The 23,538-nt window shown below is 61.5% G+C and carries 25 protein-coding genes; 19 read left to right on the forward strand and 6 right to left on the reverse strand.

The window, feature by feature from the left end; genetic code table 11:
• Positions 1-228 precede the first annotated feature (228 nt).
• The 10 genes from JZ00_RS03800 (at position 229) to JZ00_RS03845 (ending at position 10,342) form a co-directional block, all read left to right on the forward strand.
• The gene (locus tag JZ00_RS03800; RefSeq protein ID WP_039588446.1) at positions 229-831 is read left to right on the forward strand and encodes a transposase; all 603 of its coding nucleotides are present in this window, start codon (positions 229-231) and stop codon (positions 829-831) included.
• Positions 832-857: 26 nt separating this feature from the next.
• Complete coding sequence (locus JZ00_RS03805) at positions 858-2,462, forward strand: ShlB/FhaC/HecB family hemolysin secretion/activation protein (RefSeq protein WP_039588447.1); 1,605 nt, start codon at positions 858-860, stop codon at positions 2,460-2,462.
• A 17-nt stretch (positions 2,463-2,479) separates the two neighbouring features.
• On the forward strand, positions 2,480-4,279 hold the full coding sequence (locus tag JZ00_RS03810; protein ID WP_039588448.1) for a DUF2341 domain-containing protein: 1,800 nt from the start codon (positions 2,480-2,482) through the stop codon (positions 4,277-4,279).
• 11 nt (positions 4,280-4,290) lie between these two features.
• A complete protein-coding gene (locus JZ00_RS03815) occupies positions 4,291-4,716 on the forward strand; it encodes an ExbD/TolR family protein (protein WP_003201710.1) in 426 nt (141 codons plus the stop codon).
• A gap of 2 nt (positions 4,717-4,718) precedes the next feature.
• Positions 4,719-5,423 (forward strand): energy transducer TonB family protein, encoded by a 705-nt coding sequence (locus JZ00_RS03820; RefSeq protein ID WP_039588450.1) that lies wholly within the window; start codon positions 4,719-4,721, stop codon positions 5,421-5,423.
• Between the two features lie 40 nt (positions 5,424-5,463).
• On the forward strand, positions 5,464-7,155 hold the full coding sequence (locus JZ00_RS03825; protein ID WP_039588451.1) for a putative porin: 1,692 nt from the start codon (positions 5,464-5,466) through the stop codon (positions 7,153-7,155).
• A 15-nt stretch (positions 7,156-7,170) separates the two neighbouring features.
• Entirely contained in the window at positions 7,171-7,827 is a 657-nt protein-coding gene (locus JZ00_RS03830; protein ID WP_039588452.1) for a hypothetical protein, read from the forward strand.
• Between the two features lie 20 nt (positions 7,828-7,847).
• Positions 7,848-8,327 carry a YbjN domain-containing protein gene (locus tag JZ00_RS03835; RefSeq protein WP_039588453.1) on the forward strand — a complete coding sequence of 160 codons (480 nt, stop codon included), beginning with the start codon at positions 7,848-7,850 and terminating at the stop codon, positions 8,325-8,327.
• Positions 8,324-9,268, forward strand: a complete 945-nt coding sequence (locus JZ00_RS03840) for a peptidylprolyl isomerase (RefSeq protein WP_039588454.1) — start codon at positions 8,324-8,326, stop codon at positions 9,266-9,268. Before JZ00_RS03835 ends, JZ00_RS03840 begins: the two co-directional genes overlap by 4 nt.
• Positions 9,269-9,355: 87 nt before the next feature.
• Positions 9,356-10,342: a LysR family transcriptional regulator gene (locus JZ00_RS03845; protein WP_039588456.1), complete on the forward strand. Its 987-nt coding sequence runs from the start codon at positions 9,356-9,358 to the stop codon at positions 10,340-10,342.
• Between the two features lie 30 nt (positions 10,343-10,372).
• Here the strand turns inward: JZ00_RS03845 and JZ00_RS03850 are convergent, their stop codons facing one another.
• A complete protein-coding gene (locus JZ00_RS03850) occupies positions 10,373-11,131 on the reverse strand; it encodes a hypothetical protein (protein WP_200900468.1) in 759 nt (252 codons plus the stop codon).
• A 286-nt stretch (positions 11,132-11,417) separates the two neighbouring features.
• On the opposite strand from JZ00_RS03850, the gene arsN2 reads away from it, so the two are divergent.
• Complete coding sequence (arsN2, locus tag JZ00_RS03855) at positions 11,418-11,867, forward strand: arsenic resistance N-acetyltransferase ArsN2 (RefSeq protein WP_039588457.1); 450 nt, start codon at positions 11,418-11,420, stop codon at positions 11,865-11,867.
• A 69-nt stretch (positions 11,868-11,936) separates the two neighbouring features.
• Here the strand turns inward: arsN2 and ppk2 are convergent, their stop codons facing one another.
• Positions 11,937-12,854, reverse strand: a complete 918-nt coding sequence (gene ppk2 / locus JZ00_RS03860; RefSeq protein ID WP_039588459.1) for a polyphosphate kinase 2 — start codon at positions 12,852-12,854, stop codon at positions 11,937-11,939.
• A 183-nt stretch (positions 12,855-13,037) separates the two neighbouring features.
• Between ppk2 and pstS the strand changes: the two genes are divergently transcribed.
• The 7 genes from pstS (at position 13,038) to JZ00_RS03895 (ending at position 19,315) form a co-directional block, all read left to right on the forward strand.
• The gene (pstS, locus tag JZ00_RS03865; RefSeq protein WP_039588460.1) at positions 13,038-14,069 is read left to right on the forward strand and encodes a phosphate ABC transporter substrate-binding protein PstS; all 1,032 of its coding nucleotides are present in this window, start codon (positions 13,038-13,040) and stop codon (positions 14,067-14,069) included.
• A gap of 71 nt (positions 14,070-14,140) precedes the next feature.
• Positions 14,141-15,106, forward strand: a complete 966-nt coding sequence (pstC, locus tag JZ00_RS03870) for a phosphate ABC transporter permease subunit PstC (protein WP_039588461.1) — start codon at positions 14,141-14,143, stop codon at positions 15,104-15,106.
• Positions 15,106-16,017 (forward strand): phosphate ABC transporter permease PstA, encoded by a 912-nt coding sequence (gene pstA / locus JZ00_RS03875; protein WP_039588462.1) that lies wholly within the window; start codon positions 15,106-15,108, stop codon positions 16,015-16,017. Before pstC ends, pstA begins: the two co-directional genes overlap by 1 nt.
• A gap of 75 nt (positions 16,018-16,092) precedes the next feature.
• Positions 16,093-16,854, forward strand: a complete 762-nt coding sequence (gene pstB / locus JZ00_RS03880) for a phosphate ABC transporter ATP-binding protein PstB (RefSeq protein ID WP_025214260.1) — start codon at positions 16,093-16,095, stop codon at positions 16,852-16,854.
• Between the two features lie 94 nt (positions 16,855-16,948).
• On the forward strand, positions 16,949-17,647 hold the full coding sequence (locus tag JZ00_RS03885; protein ID WP_039588463.1) for a hypothetical protein: 699 nt from the start codon (positions 16,949-16,951) through the stop codon (positions 17,645-17,647).
• A gap of 77 nt (positions 17,648-17,724) precedes the next feature.
• Positions 17,725-18,273, forward strand: a complete 549-nt coding sequence (locus tag JZ00_RS03890) for a hypothetical protein (protein ID WP_039588796.1) — start codon at positions 17,725-17,727, stop codon at positions 18,271-18,273.
• Positions 18,274-18,391: 118 nt separating this feature from the next.
• Complete coding sequence (locus tag JZ00_RS03895) at positions 18,392-19,315, forward strand: NADP-dependent oxidoreductase (RefSeq protein ID WP_039588464.1); 924 nt, start codon at positions 18,392-18,394, stop codon at positions 19,313-19,315.
• A gap of 3 nt (positions 19,316-19,318) precedes the next feature.
• Here the strand turns inward: JZ00_RS03895 and JZ00_RS03900 are convergent, their stop codons facing one another.
• From JZ00_RS03900 to JZ00_RS03915, 4 genes are all read right to left on the reverse strand, one after another.
• Positions 19,319-20,248, reverse strand: coding sequence for a helix-turn-helix domain-containing protein (locus JZ00_RS03900; RefSeq protein ID WP_152668398.1), 930 nt, complete (start codon positions 20,246-20,248; stop codon positions 19,319-19,321).
• A complete protein-coding gene (locus tag JZ00_RS03905; protein WP_039588467.1) occupies positions 20,235-21,158 on the reverse strand; it encodes a LysR family transcriptional regulator in 924 nt (307 codons plus the stop codon). The genes JZ00_RS03900 and JZ00_RS03905 overlap by 14 nt, the downstream gene beginning before the upstream one ends.
• Positions 21,159-21,231: 73 nt before the next feature.
• A complete protein-coding gene (locus JZ00_RS03910) occupies positions 21,232-22,005 on the reverse strand; it encodes an NADPH-dependent F420 reductase (protein ID WP_080942535.1) in 774 nt (257 codons plus the stop codon).
• Entirely contained in the window at positions 22,005-22,763 is a 759-nt protein-coding gene (locus JZ00_RS03915) for an SDR family oxidoreductase (RefSeq protein ID WP_039588468.1), read from the reverse strand. The genes JZ00_RS03910 and JZ00_RS03915 overlap by 1 nt, the downstream gene beginning before the upstream one ends.
• A 99-nt stretch (positions 22,764-22,862) precedes the next feature.
• On the opposite strand from JZ00_RS03915, the gene JZ00_RS03920 reads away from it, so the two are divergent.
• Positions 22,863-23,453, forward strand: coding sequence for a TetR/AcrR family transcriptional regulator (locus JZ00_RS03920; protein ID WP_039588469.1), 591 nt, complete (start codon positions 22,863-22,865; stop codon positions 23,451-23,453).
• Positions 23,454-23,538 lie beyond the last annotated feature (85 nt).

A 23,538-nucleotide genomic window follows, 5' to 3' on the forward strand; every position in this document is an offset into this window, starting at 1 on the left:
GTCTTTTTGGGGCTACTTCGCCCGAGACGTCGGACCGACCCAGCGGGAGCAAGCTCCCTCGCCACGGGCAGCGCCCAAGATCCCACCAGCATTCACGTAAATGAAGCTTTCATGACAAAAGTTCGGTAGCACATCGCCATTCCCGTCATGCCTGTGTGACGTGTTCGAGGGGACCTTTCAGGTCGTTTGGAGCCGGGGCGCGAAGCCGGGAGTGAGGCGATGGGGACTATGGAACGTTATTCGAAAGTGGGCATGCAGGAGCTTGACCAGCGGCTGTCGAAAATCGTCGAGGCGGCGCGCAAGCAGCCGGTCTCGGTGTATCGCTACGGCGCGCCGTGGGTCTGGATCGTTTCCCAGGATGACTGGCAGGGCGCGCTCAAGGAAGTGTCCAGCTACATTCCCCAGGGCCATTCCCTGGTGCTGTTGCGGCCACAGATCGACGACCTGCTGGCCGAACACCGCGACGTGCTGCAAGGCCTCAACGCCGAGGCCGGCATGCTGATCGCACCGCAAACCGCGATGCACATCCTGCTGTTGCAACTGCTCTATTCGGTGCCCAGCGAGCAGCAACTCTACGAACAACTCAATTACAACCTGCTGTTCCGCTGGTTCGTCGGCCTGGACCTGAACCAGAAGGTCTGGAGCTTCAACGTCTTGAGTAAGGACCTTGCCACGCTGCTGGGCGATGCGCGGGCGGTGAGGCTCATCCAGAAAATCATCGGTGAAGTGTTCTGTGGCGCCTTGCTGCAAATGCCGGAGTTCTCGCTGAACTTCGCGCTGCTGCACACCTGGCTGGCACGGCACGCCACGACATCGACCGCAAGCAATTGAGCCGTACTTTGAATTCAGGGGGTGGTGTGGAGCATTTCTTCAAATCGCGGCCGGCGCTGTGGGGCTGGCTGCTGTTGACGGTCGGGGGGCCGTCGGCATTCGCCGCAGAAGGAGGGCCGGAGGCCGAAGCGGCGCCGGTTCGCCTGGTGGACGTCAACGAGTACTTCGTGCGCGGCAACACCGTGCTCGATGCCCGGGCGATCGAGGAAGCGGTGTACCCGTTCCTCGGTCCGCAAAAGACTTTGGACGACATCGAAGGCGCTCGCGAAGCCCTGCAAAAGATCTATCAGGCCCGCGGCTACCAATCGGTGTTCGTCGAACTGCCCGAGCAGAAAGTCGAAGACGGCATCGTCTACCTGCAAGTCAGCGAGACCAAGATCGGCCGCGTGCGGGTCGTCGGCGCCAAGCACTATTCGCCGGTGGAAATCCGCGAAGACGTGCCGGCGCTGAAGGAAGGCGAGGTGCCGGACTTTGCCCAGGTCCAGACCGAGCTGGCGAAATTGAACAAGACCCCGGGGCGCCAGGTGATGCCGCTGGTGCGCGAAGGCCAACGCCCCGGCACCATGGATGTCGACTTGCAGGTCGAGGACCAAGACCCGTGGCAAGCCAGCCTGGGCCTGAACAACGATTACAGCGCCGACACCGAGAAGCTGCGCACCGTCGCCAGCCTGGGCTACAACAACCTCTGGCAACTGGGCCACAGCGTCTCGCTGACGTTCTTCACCGCGCCCCAGGACACCGACAACGCCAAGGTCTGGTCGGGCTCCTACACCGCGCCGCTGAGCGAACGCTGGAGCCTGCAATTTTCCGGCTACCAGTCCGACAGTAACGTGGCGACCGTCGGCGGTAGCAACGTGTTGGGCAAAGGTCATTCCTACGGCGTATCGGCGATCTACAGCCTGCCGTCCAGCGGGGCATGGGCCAACAGCTTCTCGGTCGGGGTGGACTTCAAGGACTTCGACGAAGAACTCAACCTGGGCGGCGCCAGCGACAAGGCACCGCTCAAGTACGCACCGTTCACCTTCGCCTACAACGGATTTCGCTACACCCAAGCCAGCCAGTTGGGCCTCGGGCTGAGCCTGGTGGCGGGCACCCGCAGCCTGCTCGGCTACGGCAGTACCGATGAAGAGTTCGACTACAAGCGCTATCGCGCCAGCCCCAGTTTCGCGGTGCTCAAGGGCGACGGCAATTACACCTTCACCTTCGGCAACGATTGGCAGACCGCCTCCAAGGCAGCCTTCCAATTGGCTTCCGGGCCGCTGGTTTCCAACGAGCAATTCTCCGCCGGTGGCGCCACATCGGTGCGCGGCTACCTGGCCGCCGAGCGCACCGGTGACGACGGCTACCTCTTGTCCCAAGAGCTGCGCACGCCGTCCCTCGCCAAGTTCCTCGGCAGCTATGTCCAGGAATGGCGTTTCTACGCTTTTGCCGAAGGCGCGCAGTTGTACCTGCGCGACGAACTGCCCGACCAGGATCCCGACTACAGCCTCGCCAGCGTCGGCCTCGGTACCCGCGCAAGCCTGAGCAAATGGCTGTCGGGCAGCCTCGACTGGGGCTTCCCGCTGCTCGACGGGCCGAACACCACGAAACAGGAGTCGCGCCTGCACTTCAACCTGCAAGCGACGTTTTGAACCCAGGAGTCATGTCCATGCAACGCTTATTGATACCGCTGTTGATCTGCCTGGGGCTGCTGCTTCCGGCCACCGCCAACGCCTGGTGGCAGGACGATTGGCACTACCGCAAACAGATCTCCGTAGACACCACGCCCCAAGGCGCGGCCATCGCCCAAGCGTTGGGCCGCACCGCGCTGCTGGTGCGCCTGCACACCGGCAACTTCACCTTCGACGGCGTCAAGGAAGACGGTTCGGACCTGCGCTTCGTCAGTGCCGACGACAAGACCGTGCTCAATCACCAGATCGAGAGCTTCGATCCGCTGATGGGCATGGCGCTGATCTGGGTCGACGTGCCTAACGTTGACGGCGGCCAGCGCCAGGACCTGTGGATGTACTACGGCAACCAGAAAGCCCCGGCCACGGCCAGCGGCCAGTTGACCTTCGACCCGGATTACACCGCGCTGTACCACTTCGACACTGCCACCGGCGTGCCGTCCAAGGACACCACGGCCTATGGCAACAATGCCCAGGGCGCGGTCGGCGTGAGCATCGACGGCGTGATCGGACGGGCCTTGCAATTCAATGGCCAGCCGCTGCTGCTACCCGCCAGTCCTTCGTTGCAACACGCCGCCGGGGCTGCGTTTACCTTCAGCAGCTGGCTGCGCCAGGATGACGCCAGTGGCGAGCAAATCATCCTGAGCCGTCGCGACGAAGCTGCCAGCCTATTGGTTGGCGTCAACCAGGGCGTGCCGTTCGTAGCAATCAATGACCAGCGCGCGGTCTCGACCCAACCGCTGAACCCCGGACAATGGCAGCACCTGGCGTTGACCGCCTCGGGTGACCGGGTCGTGCTGTACGTCAATGGACGTGAAACCGCGAGCCTCGCCGTGGCGATGCCGGCGTTCAATTCGCCGATTGCCTTGGGCGCAGATGTTTCCGCAGGCACCTTCGTGCCATTCAGCGGCGCCATCGACGAAGCGCGCATCTCCAAGGTTGCGCGGCCGGCACCGCAGCTCTTGGCCGATGCGAATGCCCAGGGCGCCGAATCGAAACTGGTGGCCTATGGCGTCGATGAAGAGCAGTCCGGCTTCGGTTTCGGCAGCCTCGGTTTCCTCCTCAACGCAGTGCCGCTCGACGCTTGGGTGATCATCGCCGTGCTGGTACTGATGATGTTCCAGTCGTGGGTCATCATGATCCGCAAGAACCGCATGGTGAGTCGTCTCAGCGCCGCCAACGAAGCCTTCCGCGAGCAGTTCGCCCGGGTTGGCACGCGCCTGGAAATGTTTGCCGACGATAAGGAACTGGCCCAGCGCCTGCAGCATTCGTCCCTGTGGCGGCTGTACCTGGTGGCGGTCAAGGAAATCCGCACCCGCCGCGAGCAGGGCGCCGATACCTCGTCGGTCTCGGCCGCCACGATTGAGGCGATCCGCTGCTCCATGGACGGCGTGCGCACCCGCGAAAACCAGGCATTGAGTTCGAAACTTTCCACCCTGTCCAACGCCATCGCCGGCGGCCCGTATATCGGCCTGCTCGGCACGGTGTTGGGGATCATGGTGGTGTTCCTCGGCACCGCGATGGCCGGTGACGTGAACATCAACGCCATCGCCCCGGGCATGGCCGCCGCCTTGCTTGCCACCGCCATGGGCCTGTTCGTCGCGATTCCGGCGCTGTTTGGCTACAACCGGCTGATCACCCGCAACAAGGAAGTCAGCGCCGACATGCGGGTGTTCGTCGATGAGTTCATCACGCGCCTGGCGGAGATGCATGGCGAAGGCCAATCCGGTGAAGCGGCTCATCGCCGTGACCATCACGTTCAATCGTCCGTACCGGCCTGAGGAGCATCGTCATGGCTAGCGTAAATGCGTCACACGATGACGACGATGATGCAGCGGTCGACAGCATCAACATCACGCCGCTGGTGGATGTGCTCATGGTGGTGCTGGTGATGTTCATCCTCACCGCCACGGCCCAGGTGTCGGGCATCCAGATCAACCTGCCCAAGGCCAGCGCCTCGGTGTCGTTGTCGGAAGCCAAGACCAAGGCGATCTCGGTGAATGACGGTGGGCAGGTGTTCCTCGATGCCTACCCGGTGACCCTGGCCGAGCTGGAGGAGCGCTTGCGCATCGAGAAGGCCCAGAGTCCGGACTTTCCGGTCATCGTGCGCGGCGACGCGACGGTGCAGTACCAGAAGGTCATCGAAGTGCTGGACCTGTTGCGGCGCCTGGAACTGTCCCAGGTCGGTCTGGTGACCGGCAAACCGAGCCAGGGCTGATCATGACCGCCAGACTTCCCATCGATCCGCCCCCCGTGAAGCGCTCGCCGCTGCGCCTGCTCAAGTGGGCCGCCGGCCTGGTGCTGGCGGGCCTGGCTGCCTGGCTGCTATGGCAGTGGGCCAACGACATGAGCGGTGTGCGTCGTGAAGCGCCGAAAGTGCCGACCATCATCCCGCTGCCGCCACCACCGCCGCCGCCCCCGGAAAAACCCAAGGAGCCGGAACCCAAGGTCGAGGAAAAAGTGGTCGAGCCCGAACCGACGCCGGAACCCGAAGAGGTCAAGCCCGAGGAAGAAGCGCCGCCATCCCCGGTGGATGACCTGGCCAATCCCATGCAAATGGACGGTGATGCCCAGGCCGGCAACGACGCTTTCAACATCGGTGCGGGCAAGGGCGGCGGCATGGCCGGGGCAGGGGGTGGACGCCTCGGCAATGGCACCTACAGCCAATTCCTGGCCTTCACCTTCCAGCGCTTGCTGCGGGAAAACCCCGATTTGCGCAGCCTGGCGTTTTCGCTACAGGCCGATGTCTGGCTCAGCGCCGTGGGTGAGATCACCCGTGTCGAGCTGGTCAAGTCCAGCGGCAACCCGCAGGTGGATCAGCAAGTGATCGCCGCCCTGCGTGCCGCGCCGCATTTGAGTGAACGGCCTCCGGCTTCCCTGACTTTGCCCGTGCGCCTGTCCTTGCAAGGACGGCGTCCGGGTTAACCCGAATTTTTGAAAGTTTGCCAACAGGAGTTGTGTGCAGATGATTGCCAATGTGAATCGATTGTCGTGGGCGGTCGGCCTGATTGTGTTGAGCCTGGCCGGGCACGCGTCGGCAGCCCCGGCGCCTTCGGAAAACGCCACGATCAATCTGATCCGCCTGCTGGTGCAGCAGGGCGTGTTGAAGCAGGACCAGGCCGATGGCCTGATTGCCCAGGCCGAACGCGAAGCCGTGCAGGCCCGCCAGGCTGCCACTGCGGTCGCCGCCACACCTACCGGCGCCCCGGGAGACGTGCGGGTGCAGTACGTGCCGAACATCGTGCGCGAGCAGATCCGCGATCAGGTCAAGGCCGAAGTCATGGCCACCGCCAAAAAGGAAAACTGGGCCCAGCCCAACACTTTCCCGGACTGGGTCTCGCGCATCAGCTTCGATGGCGACATCCGCCTGCGGGATGAGTCGCGCTATTACTCGGGCACCAACAGTAACCAGATCGTCGACTTCGCCCGGCTCAACGACCGCGGCCCCTACGACGTCAACCCCAACAGCAGTTCCAGCTTGCCGCCGTTGCTCAACACCCGTGAAGACCGGGAAAACCTCTTCCGCCTGCGGGCACGCCTGGGCATGAAGGCTGTCATCGCTCCAGAGTGGACGGCCGGCATTCGCATCGGCACCGGCTCGGACAACAACCCGGTGTCCACCACCCAAACCCTGGGCGGTGGTTTCGGCAAGAAGGACATCTGGCTCGACCAGGGTTACCTGACCTGGAAGCCTTCGGATGAGCTGACCCTGACCGGCGGGCGTGTCGCCAACCCGTTCTATACCACCGACTTGCTGTACTCCGGCGATCTGAACTTCGACGGCGTGGCGGCGATTTTCAATCGCAAGCTCAACCAGGACTTCGGCCTGTTCGGCACCGTCGGTGCGTTCCCGGTGGAGTACACCAACGACACCAGCTCCAGCAACGGCACCGACAAGGAAGAGAGTGACAACAAGTGGCTGTACGGTGCGCAACTGGGCGCCAGTTGGGCGATCAACGACAGCAATCGGATCAAGGGCGCCATGGCCTATTACCGCTTCGACGACATCGAGGGCAAGCGCTCCTCGCCGTGCGAGCCCTGGTCGGGTGATCCGGGCTGCGACAGTGACGGCTCGCGGGTGGCGTTCATGCAAAAGGGCAACACGGTGTTCCAACTGCGGGACATCACGCCCAACCCGCTCAACCCGGCTACCACGCCGCAACCGCAGTACGTCGGCCTTGCCTCGGAGTTCAACCTGCTGGACCTGAACCTGGCATGGGACACCGACCTGCCAGAAGACCTGAAGCTGCGCAGCCAGGCTCATTACGTGCACAACCTCGGCTACGACGAAGGCGAGATGCGCAAGCGCTCGGAAGGGCAATTCGCCAACAACCTCGATGAGAACGGCGAGATTGAAAGCGGCGCCAATGCCTGGATGCTCCAGTTCACCCTCGGCAATTCGCTGGAACTCAAGCGCGAAGGCGACTGGAACCTGTTCGCCGGCTACAAGTACATCCAACCGGATGCCTTGCCGGACGGCTTCAACGATTCCTCGTTCCACTTGGGTGGCACCAACGCCAAGGGCTACTTCCTGGGCGGCAACTACGGCCTGGCGAGCAATGTCTTTGCCACCGGTCGCTGGCTGAGTTCCGAAGCGGTGTACGGCGCGCCGTACGACATCGATGTCTTGCAGCTTGAAATCAACACGCGCTTCTAAGCGCCGGGAGGCCTCATGAAAAGGCGAGCCATCAACCCTTGTCCGGTCGCGTTGTTGCTGGGCCTGCTGCTCAGTCCGTTGTTGAGCGGCAGCGCCCATGGCGAGGGACTGGAAGAACGCTTGCGGGCGCAACTGCGCAGCACTACGGCGCAATTGCAGGCCTTGCAAAGCGAACAGGCCCAGGCCAGCGTTGCCCGCCAGGCAGCGGAAAGCCGTGCCAAGGAAGCCGAGGCGCAGGTCAAGCGCCTGACCGCCGAGCTGGGCAAGGCCCAAGGCGTGGTCGAGCAATTGGCCGGGCGCCAGGAAAGCCTGCAAAGCCAGGCCCAGGCCCAGGTCGCGGCCAGCCACGAGCAGATCGGCAAGTTCAAGAAGGCCTACGACGAACTGCTGGTGCTGGCCCGGGGCAAGGAAACCGAACGGGCCCGTCTCGAAGCTCAATTGAATGAGCGTGACACACAAGTGCAGCAATGCTCGGTCAAGAATCAGCAGATGTACCAGGTCGCCAAGGAACTGCTGCATGCCTACGAAACCATCGACATGACCGACGTCATGAAAATCCGCCAGCCGTTCGCCGGCAAGGTCCGGGTTCGCTTCGAAGAGCTGGCCCAGGGTTTTGGCGACGAACTCTACAAAAATCGTTTCGATGCGCCCCAGGCCTCGATCACTCATTGATAACGCAAGGAAGACCGACCATGACTTCATTGATCGAACACGTCACGCCCCTGTCCCTCACCGAGGTGTTGCAAACCGCCGGTTATCGGGTCAACGAAACCGAGCAGAACGGCATCGTGCAGTTGCTCAGCGCCAGCCAGGGCATCGGCTTTGCGGTGCGCTTCGGCAATCCGACGCCGACACCGGGCCAATACCTGGACTTCACCTTCAGTTGCGCGTTGCGTGTGCAAGGTGAATTGCCGGCCGGCCTGGCCGAGTTGTGGAATGCCTCGCGGCGTTTTGCCCGGTTGTCGGTGCAGGGCGAATTCCTGGTAATGGAGATGGATGTGGTGGTGGCGGCTGGCGTCAGCGCCGATCACCTGCGCAGCAACTTGGAATTGTGGGACCGTCTGCTTCAGGAATTCATCGTCTACCTGCGGGAATTCAGCCAGAACGCGGCCCGTCTGCACACAGCCGACGCGCCCGCCGAAGCCACGCAGGAGGAGGCCGCCGTATTGTGAAAAAGCCAACCTTTGTCATCAGCGCCGCTGCGCTGGGCCTGGTGGCCGTGGCCGTCTTTCTCGGCTTGCGTCCCGGCAACGATCCCGTCGCGGCAGTACAAACGGTTACCGTCGCGACAACCGATTCGCCGAGCCTGGCGCGGTTGGGCAGCCAGCAGGTCAGTCCTCAAGAGTTGAAAGACTTGCTGGCAACGCTCGCCCCCGAAGTTCGCCAGCAAATGCGTGGCAACCGGGCTGGCCTGGAAGGCTGGATTCGCGCGCGGCTGGCGGAAAAAGCCGTGCTGGAACAGGCCGATGCCCAGGGCTGGCGTCAACGCCCGGAGGTGGAGCGCCAGACCCGGGCCGCCACTGAGCAGATCGTCTTCCGGGATTATTTGCAGTCGGTCAGCCAGGTCCCGGCCGGGTACCCCGGCGAAGAGGAGCTCAAACAAGCCTACGATGCGGGGAAAGCCAACTGGGTTACGCCTGCGTTGTACCGGGTGAGCCAGATTTTCCTCGCGGCGACCGAACCACAGACGGTCGAGGCGGTGCGCCGCCAGGCGGCGGAACTGAGCAAAAAGGCCCAGGCCGCACCGGCAGATTTCGCCGCCCTGGCCAGCCGGTTTTCCCAGGACCGCGCCAGTGCCGAGCGCGGTGGCGACAGCGGCTTGCAGCCGTTGCAGCAACTGGTGCCGACAGTGCGTGAAGCGGTGGCGCGACTCAAGGTCGGCGCGGTATCGGAGCCGGTGCAGAGCGCGGCGGGTTTTCATGTGATCAAGCTCACCGAGCAGCAACCGTCGCGGGAAGCGACCCTGGACGAAGTGCGCGAGCGCCTGACCCAGGCCTTGCGCGCCCAGCGCCAGGAGCAGATTGCCAAGGCCTACCTGGATGGCATGCTCGACACCGCCACCTTGAGCATCGACGGCGCGCAGTTGAGCAAGGTGCTGGAGGACGCGCTTTAGCCGGTAGCACCGTTTTTTTCTGGCAGGGAGCTTGCTCCCTCGCCACGGGACTGGTTTACCAAAAACAAAATGACAGGGAGTCACCCCATGAGTTTCATAGAGCCCGCAGGACGCCAGGCCGACACCGAATATCGCCCCCCCTCGCGCGTCCCCGAATCCTGGCTGGCACTGGCCGCCAGCATCGAGCCCCAGGTGGCCCAGTGTTTCCTGGTCAGCGCCCGCTGTGGCTGTTTCATGCAGGCGGCCCGCAGCCTGAACGTCAAGGCGACCTGGTTGCGCAAACAATTGGCCCAACTGGAAACGCGCCTGCAACGGTCGCTGTTCAACTTCCAGGGCAACGCCCTGGCCCTGAGCCGCGAAGGTCGGCAGTTGCAGGCGCGACTGCTCGCCCTGGCCGAAGAAGACCCGCCACCACTGGCCGAACAACCGCAGATCCGTCTCGCAGTGGCCGAGTCGATCCTGCATGACATTCTCGGCCGCGACCTGATCGCGTTGTTGCGCCGCAACGCAAGCGTGCGGCTGCACATCGTCACCTTGGACAGCGACCTTGCGTTGCACGCCGTCAGCGCCGACCTCGTGCTGTGGCTCAGTGATTGCCAAGATGCGCCGCCTGGGCCGAGCTTTGCGACCCAGACGCCGGAGCGACTGGCACGGCTGGACTATCTGCCCCACATCGCCAAGCGTTACTCACGCCCGGCCGCGCGTCCCGGGCAACTGGCGGACCTGGACGACTACATGCTCGTGCAATGGCAGCCTGACCGCCATGTAGACAGCTTCGCGCCCTGGAACACCCTCGTCGAGGAACGCCGTGCCGGGGTGGCGCAAGTGCAGTCTTATGGGCTGATGCTCGAAATGATCCGCTGCTGTGCCTGTATCGGCCTCTTGCCGCATTACATGGCCCGTTTCGACCGTGGCCTGGTCGCCTTGCCGGGCTTGTTCGACCAACCGATGCAGCGCCACCTGTGGATGGCGGTCGGCATCGAGGCCCGGCACACGCCGCAGGTGCAGATGCTCGTCGAGTTGATACGCCATACGCTGGATGAACGCAGGGAGTGGTTCCAAGTGCCGAGATAGATGGATTGGGTTGCTGCGCAGGGGGCGGCGTTACACATCGCCTCCAGTGGCCATAAGGCTGTGACCGGTATTTTTTTGGTAAAACTCGCGGCGATCACCGAGGAAAATCGCATTGCACAAAGCGCGGACGACAGGTACGTAGCTCGTCTGGCTGGGCTGGCAAGCCTGGCGCGCACCCGTTGGGTTGATCAGGTGGACCGCGATGTGCCCGGGCAGCCATGAGACGAGTGGCCAACGGGGCCGCAGGGCGATTGTGGGGCACAGTTCAGTCGCCGTCGCGCCAAACTCGGAAGATGCCACGAATGCGACCCCCATCAGGCAAGCGCCTTCAAGCTGGGCGCGTAGGCGACCGGGGTTTTGCACAGCGCCCAGATCCGCGACGAACACCGTGTCATGGACGATCAAGCGGCCCTCGTCACTCAACTCGACATCGAGTACCGCCGACATATAGACCTGCGCATCGTAATGGGCGGCGATGCCCTGTGTCCGGCGACACCCCGAGGCCTTGCCCCATTGGCTTTTCCGGGCCGCTTCGATGATGACGCTCCGCATCCGCTGGATATCGAAGCCTGAACGATGCCCAACGCCGTCGTTCACCATTGATGCCGAATCGAGAAGGGAAAGCAGCAAGCCTGGTTGATCAAGCGTGCACCCATGCACCTCCGAGGCCATGAATCGTTGGTCGGTGCGCAGGCGAAGCAACAGGTCTTTGCGGTCCAGAACGCCTCCAGGCGTCAACGGCAAGGTGAAGTGATCAAGCGCGCTATCGTGCCCACCAGGATGGTTCATTTGCGTATCTCCTTGCGGTTGATGGCAAGAGGTCCGTTTAAATTCGTTGGCCCCGTCATGTGCTGTCAGAAGCGACCATGGGGTTACTTTAAGCGGGAGGAACTGACGCCAGGGTGACCAACCGCTGACAAGAACATGTCAGACGCGAGCTGGCGCGATGGCTAGGGGTGTAAAGAGTGCCGGATCGGATATGTCACTATGCATCTATTTGTGAAGTGAATAGGATCGGGCTGTACTGGCCCGCCTCTTTGAGAGGCATTACCCGCATCGATCAGGGAGCGCGCGAATGGAAGGGCAGACAACTATCCAGGCAACGTTGGCCGTCGGGGCGCAACTGGAGCGTCTTCGCAACGCTTTGGAGTCTGAAAAGCTACCAACAGCCGATATCGAGCTGCCGGATCGAACTTTCTTCGAGTTCACGCTGGGCGGAAATATCGTCGGTTGGGGAGGTTTTGAAACATATGGAGCTGACGCATTACTTCGATCTTTAGTCGTTGAGCGTGCCTACAGATCGAAAGGTGTCGGGACATCCCTGCTCAATGTACTTGAAGTGAAAGCAGCGGAGCTGGGCATCATTCGGTTGCATTTGCTCACCACAAGCGCTTCAAGTTTTTTCGAACAGATGGGTTACGAAAGTCTCCCGCGGGGCGCTGCGCCTTCTCTCATTTCGCTGACCGAGCAATTCAAGGGGCTCTGTCCTGGCTCTGCGTGCTACATGAGCAAGGCGTTACGCTGAAAGCGTTGGGCCGATTTACCGCTCAGGAAAATCTGGCCCAATGCTCGATGCGAAACCGGTCGGCTTACTTCAATAAACCTGGGGAACAATGATCTCTGGCGGCGTCGGACTGCGGAAATAGTCTTCTTGCCTGACGCGTTCCGGCAGTTCGATCGTCGGCAGCTCGACTTCTTCGTATGGCATCTGCCCGAGCAGATGATGGATGCAGTTGAGCCTGGCCTTCTTTTTATCGTCAGCCTGGACCACCCACCAGGGCGCTTCGGCAATGTGGGTGCGCTCGAGCATGATCTCCTTTGCCTTTGTGTAGGCTTCCCAGCGGCGACGGGATTCCAGGTCCATGGGGCTGAGTTTCCACTGTTTCAGCGGATCGTGGATGCGGCTGAGAAAACGCAGGTGTTGTTCCTGATCGGAAATGGAGAACCAATATTTGATCAGCTGGATGCCGGAGCGGGCGAGCATGCGTTCAAATTCCGGCACGGTGCGGAAGAACTCTTCGTACTGATCGTCGTTGCAAAAGCCCATGACCTGTTCGACGCCGGCGCGGTTGTACCAGCTGCGGTCGAAGAGGACGATCTCGCCGGCGGCCGGCAGGTGTGAAACGTAGCGTTGGAAATACCACTGGGTCCGTTCGCGGTCGTTGGGAGCGGGCAGGGCGGCGACCCGGCAGACCCGAGGGTTGAGGCGCTGGGTAATGCGCTTGATCACGCCGCCTTTACCCGCTGCATCGCGGCCTTCGAACAGGATCACCACTTTGTGGCCGGTCTTGACCACCCAGCTTTGCAGCTTCACCAGTTCCCCTTGCAGGCGGAACAGTTCGCTGAAGTAGGTTCTTCGCGCGTCACGTTCGCTGCCCGCGGGCGCGTGCGCATCGAACAGCGCATCCAGGTCGTGCCCATCTTCGGCCAATTCCAGCTCCAGCTCTTCGTCGCTGTGATCGAGCAGTTCACGGTGGATGCGCTGTATCAAGGGGTCTTGGGTCGTGAACATGGGAGGCGCTCGCGTCGGGGAGGATGGCGAAGTGTTAGTCGCCATTCATGACGAAGCCATTACACCGACGGTGTCGATAAACAAAAAAACGCGGCGGCCGGTCATTTGCCATTCGATCTTCATAAAAACGTAACAACTCTGTTGCAGAGTTCCTCAGCCCGTCATCACAAGGAGTTTCTTTTAATGAAAAGTTTGATGAAGTCTGCTGCGCTCGCCGTTACGGTTTCCCTGTGTGCCAGCTCGGCATCCTTCGCTGCGGAGAGCGTCCGCCTGACGGGCTCTGGCGCGAGCTTTCCCGCGCCGATCTACCTCACCTGGTTCAAGGATTTCAGCAAGAAGTCCGAGGGTGTCACCGTGGATTACCAATCCAAGGGCAGCGGTGCGGGTGTCCAGGACTTCCTGAACAAAACCGTCGATTTCGCCGCCAGCGACTCGGCCATGAAAGACGAAGACATCGCCAAGGTCGCCGAAGGCGTGCAGTTGCTGCCAATGACTGCGGGTGAGATCGTCCTCGCCTATAACCTGCCGGGCAATCCCAAGGGCTTGAAGCTGCCTCGGGACGTCTACTCGAACATTTTCCTGGGCAAAATCACCCGCTGGAACGACCCGAAGATTGTCGCAGCCAACCCGGACCTGAAACTGTCCGATACGCCGATCACGGTCGTTGTGCGCGCGGACTCCAGCGGTACCACTGCGGTGTTCACCAAGCATTTGGCGACCATCAACCCTGAGTTCAAGCAGGCGCTGGGCGAGGGCAACACCGTCAACTGGCCTGCCAGCGACAAGTTCATCAAGTCGCCGAAGAACGATGGTGTAACGGCTACCGTACGCCAGACGCCGGGCGCGATTGGCTACATCGAGTACGGTTTCGCCAAACTGGCCAAGGTTGACTTCGCCCAGTTGCAGAACAAGGCCGGCCAATACGTCGTGCCAAACGCCGAAAGCGGCGCCGAGGCCCTGGCGGCGGTGAAGATGCCGGAAAACCTGGTGTCGTGGTTGCCTGATCCGGACGGTGCCAAGTCCTACCCGATCACGTCCTACACCTGGATGATCTTCCGCAAGGACAACGGTAATCCGGCCAAGGCCAAGGCCATGCGTGAAATGGTCGAATACAGCCTGACCGAGGGCCAGAAGATTGCCGACTCGATGGGTTACATCCCACTGCCGGCATCGGTTGTCGACCAGGTTCGCAAAGCGTCCGCCAACATCAAGTGATGCATGAGGCCCCTCCTGGTGTGCGCTATCCGCCATGCCGGGAGGGTTTTTCCCTTGTTCGGACCTAGCCAATGAACAAACCTTTTGTCGTACCGGTTAATCCGGACTCTGCCTGCCAACCACCTTCTGCGAAGGACTTCATGGTTGATCGCACCTTCCGTGCGATTGCGCGCATAGGGGTGGTTCTGATCCTGGCGCTGGTTTTCGCGCTTGTGTTCGAGGTGGGGCGCAAGGCGCTCCCGGGCATGGAAAAGCATGGCACTGATGTGCTTTTCGGCACCGTCTGGGACGTTAACCAAGGTAAGTACGGCATCCTGCCGGCTATCTGGGGCACGCTCTACAGCGCCTTGATCGCGTTGCTCATCGCAGGTTTCTTCGGCGTCAGCATGGCGATTTTCCTGACCCAGGATTTTCTGCCCCCCAAGCTCGCCGCCATTTTTCGCACCATCGTCGAACTGCTCGCGGCCATCCCCAGCGTTGTCTATGGCCTGTGGGGCATCTACGTGGTGATCCCGGCGATCCGGCCGTTGACGACGTGGCTGAACAGCGAACTGGGCTGGATCCCGTTCTTCGGCACATCCTTGAGCGGGCCGGGGCTGCTCCCTGCGGCGCTGGTGCTGGCCATCATGATCCTGCCGACCATTGCCGCCGTTTCCCAGGATGCGCTCACGGCCGTACCGATGAAAACCAAACAGGCCGCCTACGGCATGGGCACGACCCACTGGGAAGCGATTCTCAAGGTGATGGTGCCGTCTGCCGCGACCGGTATTTTCGGCTCCCTGGTCCTTGGCTTGGGCCGCGCCCTGGGTGAAACGATGGCGCTGGCCATGCTGGTGGGCAATGCCAACACCCTTTCGCTCTCGCTGTTCGCACCGGCCAACACACTCGCCGCGCTGCTGGCGCTGAACTTCCCCGAGGCCGGGCCGAACGAGATCGAGGTGTTGATGTATGCCGCGCTGGTGCTGATGTTCATCACGCTGCTGGTGAACATCATCGGTTCGATGATCATGATGTACGCCCAACGGGGTAACAAGTAATGACTGATCTGACTGCTGCAACAGACTTGACGGCTCCAGCGGGCGCGATGCCTAGCCTGCAGCGCAGGTTCGAGGGGCGGGCCCTGCGCAGCCTTATCTTGACCACTCTAGTATGGGCGGGCGCATTGCTGGCCAGCGTGCCGCTGATTTCCGTGCTCTATATGCTGATCACCCGCGGTGGCGCTCGCCTGAACCTGGAAGTCTTCACCGAGCTGCCGCCGACCGGCTTCGAGATGGGCGGCGGCTTCGGCAACGCGATGGCGGGCACCTTCGTGATGGTGGGTATCGCGGCGGCCATCGCGGTGCCCGTCGGCATCATGGCGGCGATCTTCCTCGCCGAGCTTGGGCCGGACAGCAAGCTGGCGAACGCCGCGCGCTTCGCCGCCAAGATGCTCACCGGCCTGCCGTCGATTCTGGCCGGGGTGTTTGCCTACGCGCTGGTGGTGATGACCACCGGCACGTATTCGGCTCCGGCGGGGGGCGTGGCATTGGCAGTGCTGATGCTGCCTATCGTCGTGCTGACGGCGGAAGAGTCGATGCGGATGGTGCCCAAGATCATGAAGGACGCCGCCTATGGCATGGGCTGCACCCGCTCCCAGGTGATCTGGAAAATCATCTTGCCTACCGGCATGCCGGCGATCCTCACCGGCGTGATGCTGGCGGTGGCGCGTGCGGCGGGCGAGACCGCGCCATTGCTGTTTACTGCGCTGTTCAGCAACTACTGGATCTACCACCAGGGCAACCTGGAGGTCATGAATCCGACTGCATCGCTTGCAGTGCTGATCTACAACTTCTCCGGCATGCCTTTCGACAACCAACTCGAGCTCGCATGGGCGGCCTCGTTGGTGCTGGTGATGATCGTACTGGTCGTGAACATCATCAGCCGTATTTTCGGCAAGCCCAAGTATTAAGAACGGGAGCATCTGATTTTGAACGTATCCACTGCGCAAATAGCCGCTCCGTTTGTCACCCAGGCGCCTGTAGTCATGGACTGCAAACTGGACAAGATTTTCTACGGCAACTTCATGGCAGTACGTGACAGCCACGTGCCGATCGAGAAAAACAAGATCACCGGCTTCATCGGTCCTTCCGGCTGCGGCAAGAGTACCGTGCTGCGCAGCCTCAACCGGATGAACGATCTGGTGAAGGGCTTCCGCTTCGAGGGCCACGTGCATTTCCTTGGACAGGACGTCTATGGAAAGGGCGTTGATCCGGTGGTGGTGCGCCGTTATATCGGCATGGTGTTCCAACAGCCGAACCCGTTCTCGATGAGCATCTTCGACAACGTCGCGTTTGGCCTGCGCCTCAATCGCTACAAGGGCGACATCGGCGACCGGGTCAAGCATGCGCTGCAAGGCGCGGCGTTGTGGGACGAGGTCAAGGACAAGCTCAAGGTCAGCGGCCTGTCGCTCTCCGGTGGCCAGCAACAACGGCTGTGCATTGCCCGCGCCATCGCCACCGAGCCGGAGGTCCTGTTGTTGGATGAGCCCTGTTCGGCGCTCGATCCGATCGCGACCCGGCGGGTCGAAGAACTGATGGTCGAGTTGAAAAAGGACTACACCATCGCGCTGGTGACCCACAACATGCAGCAAGCCATCCGTGTCGCTGACACCACGGCGTTCTTCTCGGTGGATATTTCCCAGGGCACGCGCACCGGTTACCTGGTGGAGATGGGCCCGACGACGCAGATTTTCGACAACCCCCGTGAACAGATGACCGGCGATTACATCAGCGGCAAGTTCAGCTAAGCGACACCTCCGGTCAAGGCCGCATCCCTGCAGAAGCCAAATGGATTTGGCGGGCATCCGGTAGACATTTACCAAGCGTTTCCAAGGAGCACCAATGCCTGCTACGCATCGCCTTGATTTGCCTGCCATTGAACGAGCACTGCGCGAAGTGCAGGAGCGCTTCGCCGCGCTGAGCCGGCACTTCACCGAGCCGCGCGACCCGCTGACGGACGAAGTGCTGCAAAATGTGCTTGAAGGCTATGCGCTGATTGACGACTATGTTGCCCGCGGCGTCGACCTGTTCGATCTCCAGCAACTGAACCTGATGCTTGAGATCAACGCCACGGTGCTCTGTGGCCGGGACCCGGCACGTCGGTTGGAATACGCGCAACACCTGGCCGCGACCGAGGCGCATTTCTTCAACAATGTTGAGGGAGGCATCAAGGACTTGTACAACTGGTATTGCGCGTATCGCAGTGAATCCGTCTGGAAGCGTGCGGCCGGGGTCTACGTGCGGATCCTCAGCAAGCCGCAGTTGTTTATCGAGGGCAACAACCGCAGTGGGTCGCTGATCGTCAGCTACCTGCTCATGCGTGCGGGGCTTCCTCCTTTTGTGTTGTCACTGGAAAACGCCGAGGGCTACTTCAACCCGTCCTCGGTCATACGCAACTCTGCCAAGCATGGCGTCAAGGCACTGTACGAATTGCCCAAGATCAAGAAGAAATACGCAGCTTTCCTGGAAGAACAGGCACCGGACCCGATGAAGTTTTTCCTCAAGGGCAAATCGTTGCCCCTCACCCAAGGCGGTCACTGATGAGCAGGGATCCGGCGTCAGCCAGGCGCAAATCCTTCGGCAGCCGGGTTGGGCAGGCCATCCGCGGCGCCCACCCGATGGGGCTGCTCAAGCGCCAGCGTATACGCATTTCGTTTGATATCGATGACACACTCGCTTGCCAACTCCATCACTGCGACGTCGAGCACAGCCGCTTGCCGGCCTGCGTCCACCGTTGGCTGGGGGAGCCTTTGCGCATGGGAACGCGCTCGCTGATCCGCGAGCTGCGTCGCCAGGGCTGCAGCATCTGGGTCTACACATCGTCCGGTCGCACGCCGTCCTACATCCGGCGTTGGCTGTTGCTGTACGGCATCCGTGTCGACGGTGTCGTCAATAGCGTGCTGCACAACCGTGCGTTGACGGTGCATGGGATGTGCGACTCACCCTCGAAGTATCCGCCAGCGTTCGATATCGACTTGCACGTCGATGATTCCGAAGGCGTGCAGATCGAAGGGAACGACCACGGGTTTCGCGTCGTGGTGGTGCATCCGGAGGATGAGGGCTGGGCGCAAAAGGTTCTGGATGCGGTGGCCAGGGTCCAGGTGCAGCTTGATTGGCAGCAGAGACCGGTCCAGCGCGCTTCGTTGCGCCGGGTTACGCCTGTCTAGCCAGTCCGGCGGCGGGTATCTATTCTATTTTATCGAACCTAACCTTCGAAATTAGCCGTCTATTTAGATATGCGATGCGCAGGCAGAATTCTCCTCATCAACTTTCCCGAGGTGAAATATGAAAGCGATTCGCGTAGCGCAATACGGTCAGCCAGAAGGCTTGGTGTTCGAGGACATCCCATCGCCGGTTCCCGGCAAAAATGAAGTGTTGATCGAAGTCGCAGGCAGCGGCGTCAACCCGGTCGACTGGAAAGTACTTTCGGGGGCGATGAAAGCGTTTATCCCGCTCCAGTTGCCCTACACACCAGGGGTCGAAGTGGCCGGGCGCGTAGCGGCGGTTGGAGAGGGCGTCACCGCGTTCTCGGTCGGCGACGAGGTGTTCGGTTTCATCAATATCGTGGGTGGTTATGCAACCGAGGCCGTCGCCAGCGTGGATCGTCTGGCGCGTCGGCCGAGCCGGTTGCCGGCGTTGCAGGCCGCTGGGGTTTCGGCGGTCGCACTGACCGCTTGGCAGGCGCTGCATGAACACGGGCAAATCAAGGCGGGCCAGCGCGTGCTGATCCACGGAGCAGCGGGTGGGGTGGGCAGCCTTGCGGTGCAACTGGCGCGGATCGCCGGTGCGGCAGTCATCGCGACGGCTTCGGCGGGCAATCATGATTATCTGCGTGGGCTGGGCGCCACTGAGGTGGTCGACTACAACCAGGTGCGGTTCGAGGCGGTTGTCGAGCCGGTCGACGTGGTGCTCGACCTGATTGGTGGCGACACCCAGGCACGCTCATGGTCGGTGCTGAAACCAGGCGGCGTGCTGGTTTCACCGGTGAGCCCTCCCGATGCCACGAAAGCCCAAGCGGTCGCAGCTACCGGCAAACATTTCGCGACGCGCTCCGACGGTGCGCAGTTGGAGCAGATCGCGGCGCTGTTCGAGTCCGGCGAGTTGGTCATTGACGTGGACGTGTTGCCGTTGTCCCAGGCCGAGGAGGCGCTGCGCAGAAGCTTGTCGGGGCACACCCGGGGCAAGCTGGTGCTCGACGCGAGTCGGTAACGCTCACCCTTGACGGTAAGCGCTTGGCGTGACGCCCACTTCCCGCCGGAACACCTGGGAAAAATGGCTTGGGCTGGAATAGCCGACTTCCAGGCCCACGTCGATGATGCTGCGCTCTGTTTCGAGCAGCAGGTGCCGGGCGCGGCTCATCCGCTGGCGGATAAAATACTGCGAGGGCGACAGGCCCGTGGCGCGCTTGAACATGCGGCTGAAGTGGTACTCGCTCAGCTCGGCGACCTGCGCCAGATGGGCGAGGCTGAAGTCGCTGTCCAGATGTTGATTCATCGCATCGATGACTCGGCGCAGCTTGTACGCCTGGAGCGCGCTGCTGCGTCGGGCTCCGCTGGGCGCATCGAAGTAGTTGCGAACCAGATGCACCGCCAGCGCCTGCGCCAGACCGTGGGTGAACAATGCACTGGGCTGACGTTCGTCGATGAGTTCGCTGCGCAATTGATCCATCAACAAGCGCACTCGATCATCCCGGGCGCCTGAAATGTCGAGGAAGGTGACCGGGCCCGCCTGGTCGCCCAGCACGTCGCGAGCAGCCTGATCGATCAACGACAGGCCGAGATAGAGGTGCATCACCTCGAACGTGTCGCAGCCTTGGGTTTGCCAACGCATTTCGTAGGGCTGGTCGGTATTGGTGAGGAAGAAATCGCCGGCCCGAACGTCGGCGGCCTCCCATTCGCCTCGCTGGGAACGTTCCTCCACCCGAGCGGCGCCCGCGAGCACCAGGACCAGGAGTGGTTCCGCCACGGCAGGCACCAGGATCGGCTCGACGAGGCTGGGGTGGCTGAATAGCTGTACCACCACGTCCTGCATCGGCGGGTGTGATGGCAGAGCCTGCGGCTTGCCCGGCATGTAAGCGAGCATCGATTCGGCCGTGATGCGCTGATTGTCGTTCAGGGGGACCTCCGGTTCAGTCTTGTGCATCCCGGGCATCGTCGGCAGCCTGCGTCCTGAAGCGCTCGATAAGCCACTTCGCGGCAGGTCCCGGTGGGGTGTCGGTGCGGTAGATGACATCAAAGGCGTAGTCGCCGCCAATGCAGTCTGGCAATTCAAGCCGCACCAGGCGGCCGCTGGCCAGGTCTTCGCTCACTCTATCGATGGGCATGTTGCCCCAGCCAATGCCTTCGCGCAGCAACATGTGCTTGGCGCCGAGATCAGCCAGGCGCCAAGTGCGCGTACCGACGACCGCGAACTCCTGGTCCTGGGTGAGTCTGGAGCGATCGGTGAGCACCAACTGCACGTGGCCGCGACCGGCACCCGGGGCATTGGGCCCGGACGCTGCCAAAGGGTGGTCGGGCGCGGCAACCGGTATCAGCGCCACGCTGCCCACGCCAATGCGCTCGATGCCATCAAGGCTGTGGGTCAGGGGCCCGCTGACGCCCAACGACGCCCCTCGATCGAGTACCTTTTGCGCCACGGCGCCCAGGGCTTCGACATGGAGATGCAGCGATACGGTCGCAAATTCCTCCCGGAACGCCTTCAGCGCGTCGACCACACGCTCGCCGGGCATCATCACATCGAGCACCAGATGCACCTCGGCTTCCAGCCCGTGCAACAATCCACGGACCTTGGCCCGCAAACCGTCTATTCCGTTGTAAATGGTGCGCGCCTCAGCCAGAACCGTGCGCCCGGCGTCGGTCAGTTGCGGTTTGCGAGTGGTCTTGCGATCGAACAGGCTGACGCCCAATTGCATTTCCAGGTTGGCGATCGAATAACTCACCACCGAGGTGGCGCGATGCAGTTTACGTGCGGCGCCGGCGAAACTGCCGACGTCGACCACCGTGAGAAACACGCGTAACTGATCGAGGGTAGGGGTGCCCGGGTCTGGAATCATCGCTGGTCTCGTGAACGTTTCGATGCATATTATCGGTGTTTTGCCGATAAGCCAGGCCCAGCTGAGCCTGTCGTCAGGCTGTCATCGTGCGATTAAGGGCGACAATCTGCTCATGGGTAAACTGACCGCCGGGAGCCATGAACCTGGCGATCAGTGCGTCACGGTTTTGCGCTGCCCGCGCCTTGTCCGCCGTGTCCAGTGCCGGTTTCAGCTCTGGCAATGTCAACTCGGTGCAGTAAGCGGGTGTGCCTGGCTGCTGACGCCACGAGTCTTCGAGGCTGCCGGCGGCAAAAGCAGTGAAGCCTGTCTGCTCGACAAGATCCTGCGCCACTGCCACAGCGCTGGCATCATTCCCAGCCACGGGTAACGCTATGCGGGTTGAAGACCCGGCTGGCTGGCCTTTGTCGGCAAGCGTGGCGGCGAGCAAGGCGTTCCATGCCTTGACGACTGGGCGGCCAAGCTGTTCGCTCACCCAGACGCTCTCGGGCTTGCCGTCATCGACTTCCTTGATTGCCCCGTCGCGTCCCGGATAGTAATTGGATGTATCGATGACGACGGTCTTCTCAGAAGCATTGCTCAACGTCTGCCGGAGATCCGGGTATCTGGCGAAGGGGATCGACAGGATTACGGCGTCCACGCCGGACACCGCATCGTCCTTGGTCACCGCCTGTACGCCGATTTCGCTGGCAAGTTTCTGAATGGTTTGAGGCCCTTTCGAGTTCGCCAGCTTGATGTCATGGCCGCAGGCAGCGAGCTTGCGGGCAAGGGTCGCCCCAATGTTGCCTGCGCCGATAATTCCGATCTTCATTTCAGTCACCTCGCCTGTGAACAAATCTGCAAGTTTCATCATTCTTGCGGTGGTTTGTAGCCCGCCAGCATCTTGAGAATCTCATCGTGTGAGCCGTTCGCTTCGGCAAACCGTAATGGCTTGGCGCGCTCGACGACAAGTTCCTTTGGAGTCGGATTGATTTCGAGCAGTTCGAAAATCTCCTCCAGGAACTCGTCCAAGGGCATGGCGTTTTCGTCATTCTCCTGGCCAAGCAATGTGGTACGTACACCCGGCGGCGCAAGCTCGATCACTTCGACCGACGAGGCCTCCAGCTGCACCCGAAGGCTTTGGGTAAACGAATGGACGGCCGCTTTGGTTGCGCTGTAGGTCGGTGTGGCAGGTAGCGGGACGAATGCCAAGGCAGAACTGACATTTACGATCGTGGCACTGGGCTGCTTGGTCAGTTGGGGAATAAATGTATACGCCAAGCGAATGGTGCCAAGCAGGTTCGTTGTCACGATATTTTCGGCTGTGATCAGGTCATCCGGATCAGTCAGATCCTCCCAGTGCATGATGCCTGCGCTGTTGATCAGAACGTTCAAGTTCGGATGGCTGATGGCAAGCGCTTCGCTGGCGCCCAGGATGGATTGTGGATCGCGCACGTCCAGCAACACGGAATCAATGCCGGGATGTTCCGCCACGATCTTGTCGAGCAGCGCCTTTCGCCGTCCCGCAATGATGACGTTGTTGCCTGCCTCGTGAAATTTGAGCGCCAGGCCAAGGCCTATGCCTGAGGTGCCGCCAGTAACCAGAATCGTGTTGCCAGTGCTGTTCATAGTAAACTCCGGTGTGAGTGCGTAAGCGGACAGATGTCCACTTAGGCAACGTACCGGACAGCTGTCCGCTTAGCAATGCATCAAGGAAAATTCTTGCTCATGACCGACGAACCGGTGATGCGTTCTGACGCCAAGAAAAATCGCGAACGGATATTGGAAGTAGCCGTGGTCGAGCTGACAAACGATCCGGCGGTCCCGCTGAGCACCATCGCCAAGAAGGCCGGCGTAGGGCAGGGCACGTTCTATCGCCACTTCGCCACTCGGGAGAAGTTGGTCTTCGAGGTTTATCAGTTCGAAATGCAGCAGGTGGCCTCGCTGGCGGAACAGCTACTTGCCACAAGAACACCCAAGGAGGCCCTGCGAGAATGGATGGACTGCCTGGCGGAATACGCAATGACGAAGGCGGGACTTGCGACGGCGATACGCCAGGCGTCCGCTGCCTACGAGTTTCCTGGAAAATCGGGGTATGCACCGGTCCAGGAGGCCGCAGAGTTGCTTTTGAGGGCGAATGAAAAGGCCGGGACCATTCGTAGCGGGGTCACCCATGACGACTTTTTCCTGGCCATTGGTGGCATATGGCAAATGGATTGCCAAAGCGAATGGCGCCCGCGTCTTGCCAGATTGATGGACCTGGTCATGGATGGCTTATGCGCCGGCAGCCCTGAAAGCCTGAAGAAAAACGACGTTTAGCATTCAGCGCCGGGCCGTCTTTGAGAGGGGCGGCCTCCCATTACATCTCTGCCGAGCAACGCAACGTGCGTTCGATTGCTTCTTG

Origin of the sequence: Pseudomonas frederiksbergensis, assembly GCF_000802155.2 — a bacterium.
GTDB classification, from domain to species: Bacteria; Pseudomonadota; Gammaproteobacteria; order Pseudomonadales; family Pseudomonadaceae; genus Aquipseudomonas; species Aquipseudomonas frederiksbergensis_A.

Coding starts and splice junctions, on each gene's coding strand:
- JZ00_RS03845 (WP_039588456.1), top strand. CDS start 9,356: ATGAGTTTCATAGAGCCCGCAGGACGCCAGGCCGACACCGAATATCGC.
- pstB (WP_025214260.1), top strand. CDS start 16,093: ATGGACTGCAAACTGGACAAGATTTTCTACGGCAACTTCATGGCAGTA.
- JZ00_RS03890 (WP_039588796.1), top strand. CDS start 17,725: ATGGGGCTGCTCAAGCGCCAGCGTATACGCATTTCGTTTGATATCGAT.
- JZ00_RS03895 (WP_039588464.1), top strand. CDS start 18,392: ATGAAAGCGATTCGCGTAGCGCAATACGGTCAGCCAGAAGGCTTGGTG.
- JZ00_RS03815 (WP_003201710.1), top strand. CDS start 4,291: ATGGCTAGCGTAAATGCGTCACACGATGACGACGATGATGCAGCGGTC.
- pstC (WP_039588461.1), top strand. CDS start 14,141: ATGAACAAACCTTTTGTCGTACCGGTTAATCCGGACTCTGCCTGCCAA.
- ppk2 (WP_039588459.1), bottom strand. CDS start 12,854: ATGTTCACGACCCAAGACCCCTTGATACAGCGCATCCACCGTGAACTG.
- JZ00_RS03920 (WP_039588469.1), top strand. CDS start 22,863: ATGACCGACGAACCGGTGATGCGTTCTGACGCCAAGAAAAATCGCGAA.
- JZ00_RS03820 (WP_039588450.1), top strand. CDS start 4,719: ATGACCGCCAGACTTCCCATCGATCCGCCCCCCGTGAAGCGCTCGCCG.
- JZ00_RS03830 (WP_039588452.1), top strand. CDS start 7,171: ATGAAAAGGCGAGCCATCAACCCTTGTCCGGTCGCGTTGTTGCTGGGC.
- JZ00_RS03915 (WP_039588468.1), bottom strand. CDS start 22,763: ATGAACAGCACTGGCAACACGATTCTGGTTACTGGCGGCACCTCAGGC.
- JZ00_RS03810 (WP_039588448.1), top strand. CDS start 2,480: ATGCAACGCTTATTGATACCGCTGTTGATCTGCCTGGGGCTGCTGCTT.
- JZ00_RS03910 (WP_080942535.1), bottom strand. CDS start 22,005: ATGAAACTTGCAGATTTGTTCACAGGCGAGGTGACTGAAATGAAGATC.
- pstA (WP_039588462.1), top strand. CDS start 15,106: ATGACTGATCTGACTGCTGCAACAGACTTGACGGCTCCAGCGGGCGCG.
- JZ00_RS03825 (WP_039588451.1), top strand. CDS start 5,464: ATGATTGCCAATGTGAATCGATTGTCGTGGGCGGTCGGCCTGATTGTG.
- JZ00_RS03850 (WP_200900468.1), bottom strand. CDS start 11,131: ATGAACCATCCTGGTGGGCACGATAGCGCGCTTGATCACTTCACCTTG.
- JZ00_RS03905 (WP_039588467.1), bottom strand. CDS start 21,158: ATGATTCCAGACCCGGGCACCCCTACCCTCGATCAGTTACGCGTGTTT.
- arsN2 (WP_039588457.1), top strand. CDS start 11,418: ATGGAAGGGCAGACAACTATCCAGGCAACGTTGGCCGTCGGGGCGCAA.
- JZ00_RS03835 (WP_039588453.1), top strand. CDS start 7,848: ATGACTTCATTGATCGAACACGTCACGCCCCTGTCCCTCACCGAGGTG.
- pstS (WP_039588460.1), top strand. CDS start 13,038: ATGAAAAGTTTGATGAAGTCTGCTGCGCTCGCCGTTACGGTTTCCCTG.
- JZ00_RS03900 (WP_152668398.1), bottom strand. CDS start 20,248: ATGCACAAGACTGAACCGGAGGTCCCCCTGAACGACAATCAGCGCATC.
- JZ00_RS03800 (WP_039588446.1), top strand. CDS start 229: ATGGAACGTTATTCGAAAGTGGGCATGCAGGAGCTTGACCAGCGGCTG.
- JZ00_RS03885 (WP_039588463.1), top strand. CDS start 16,949: ATGCCTGCTACGCATCGCCTTGATTTGCCTGCCATTGAACGAGCACTG.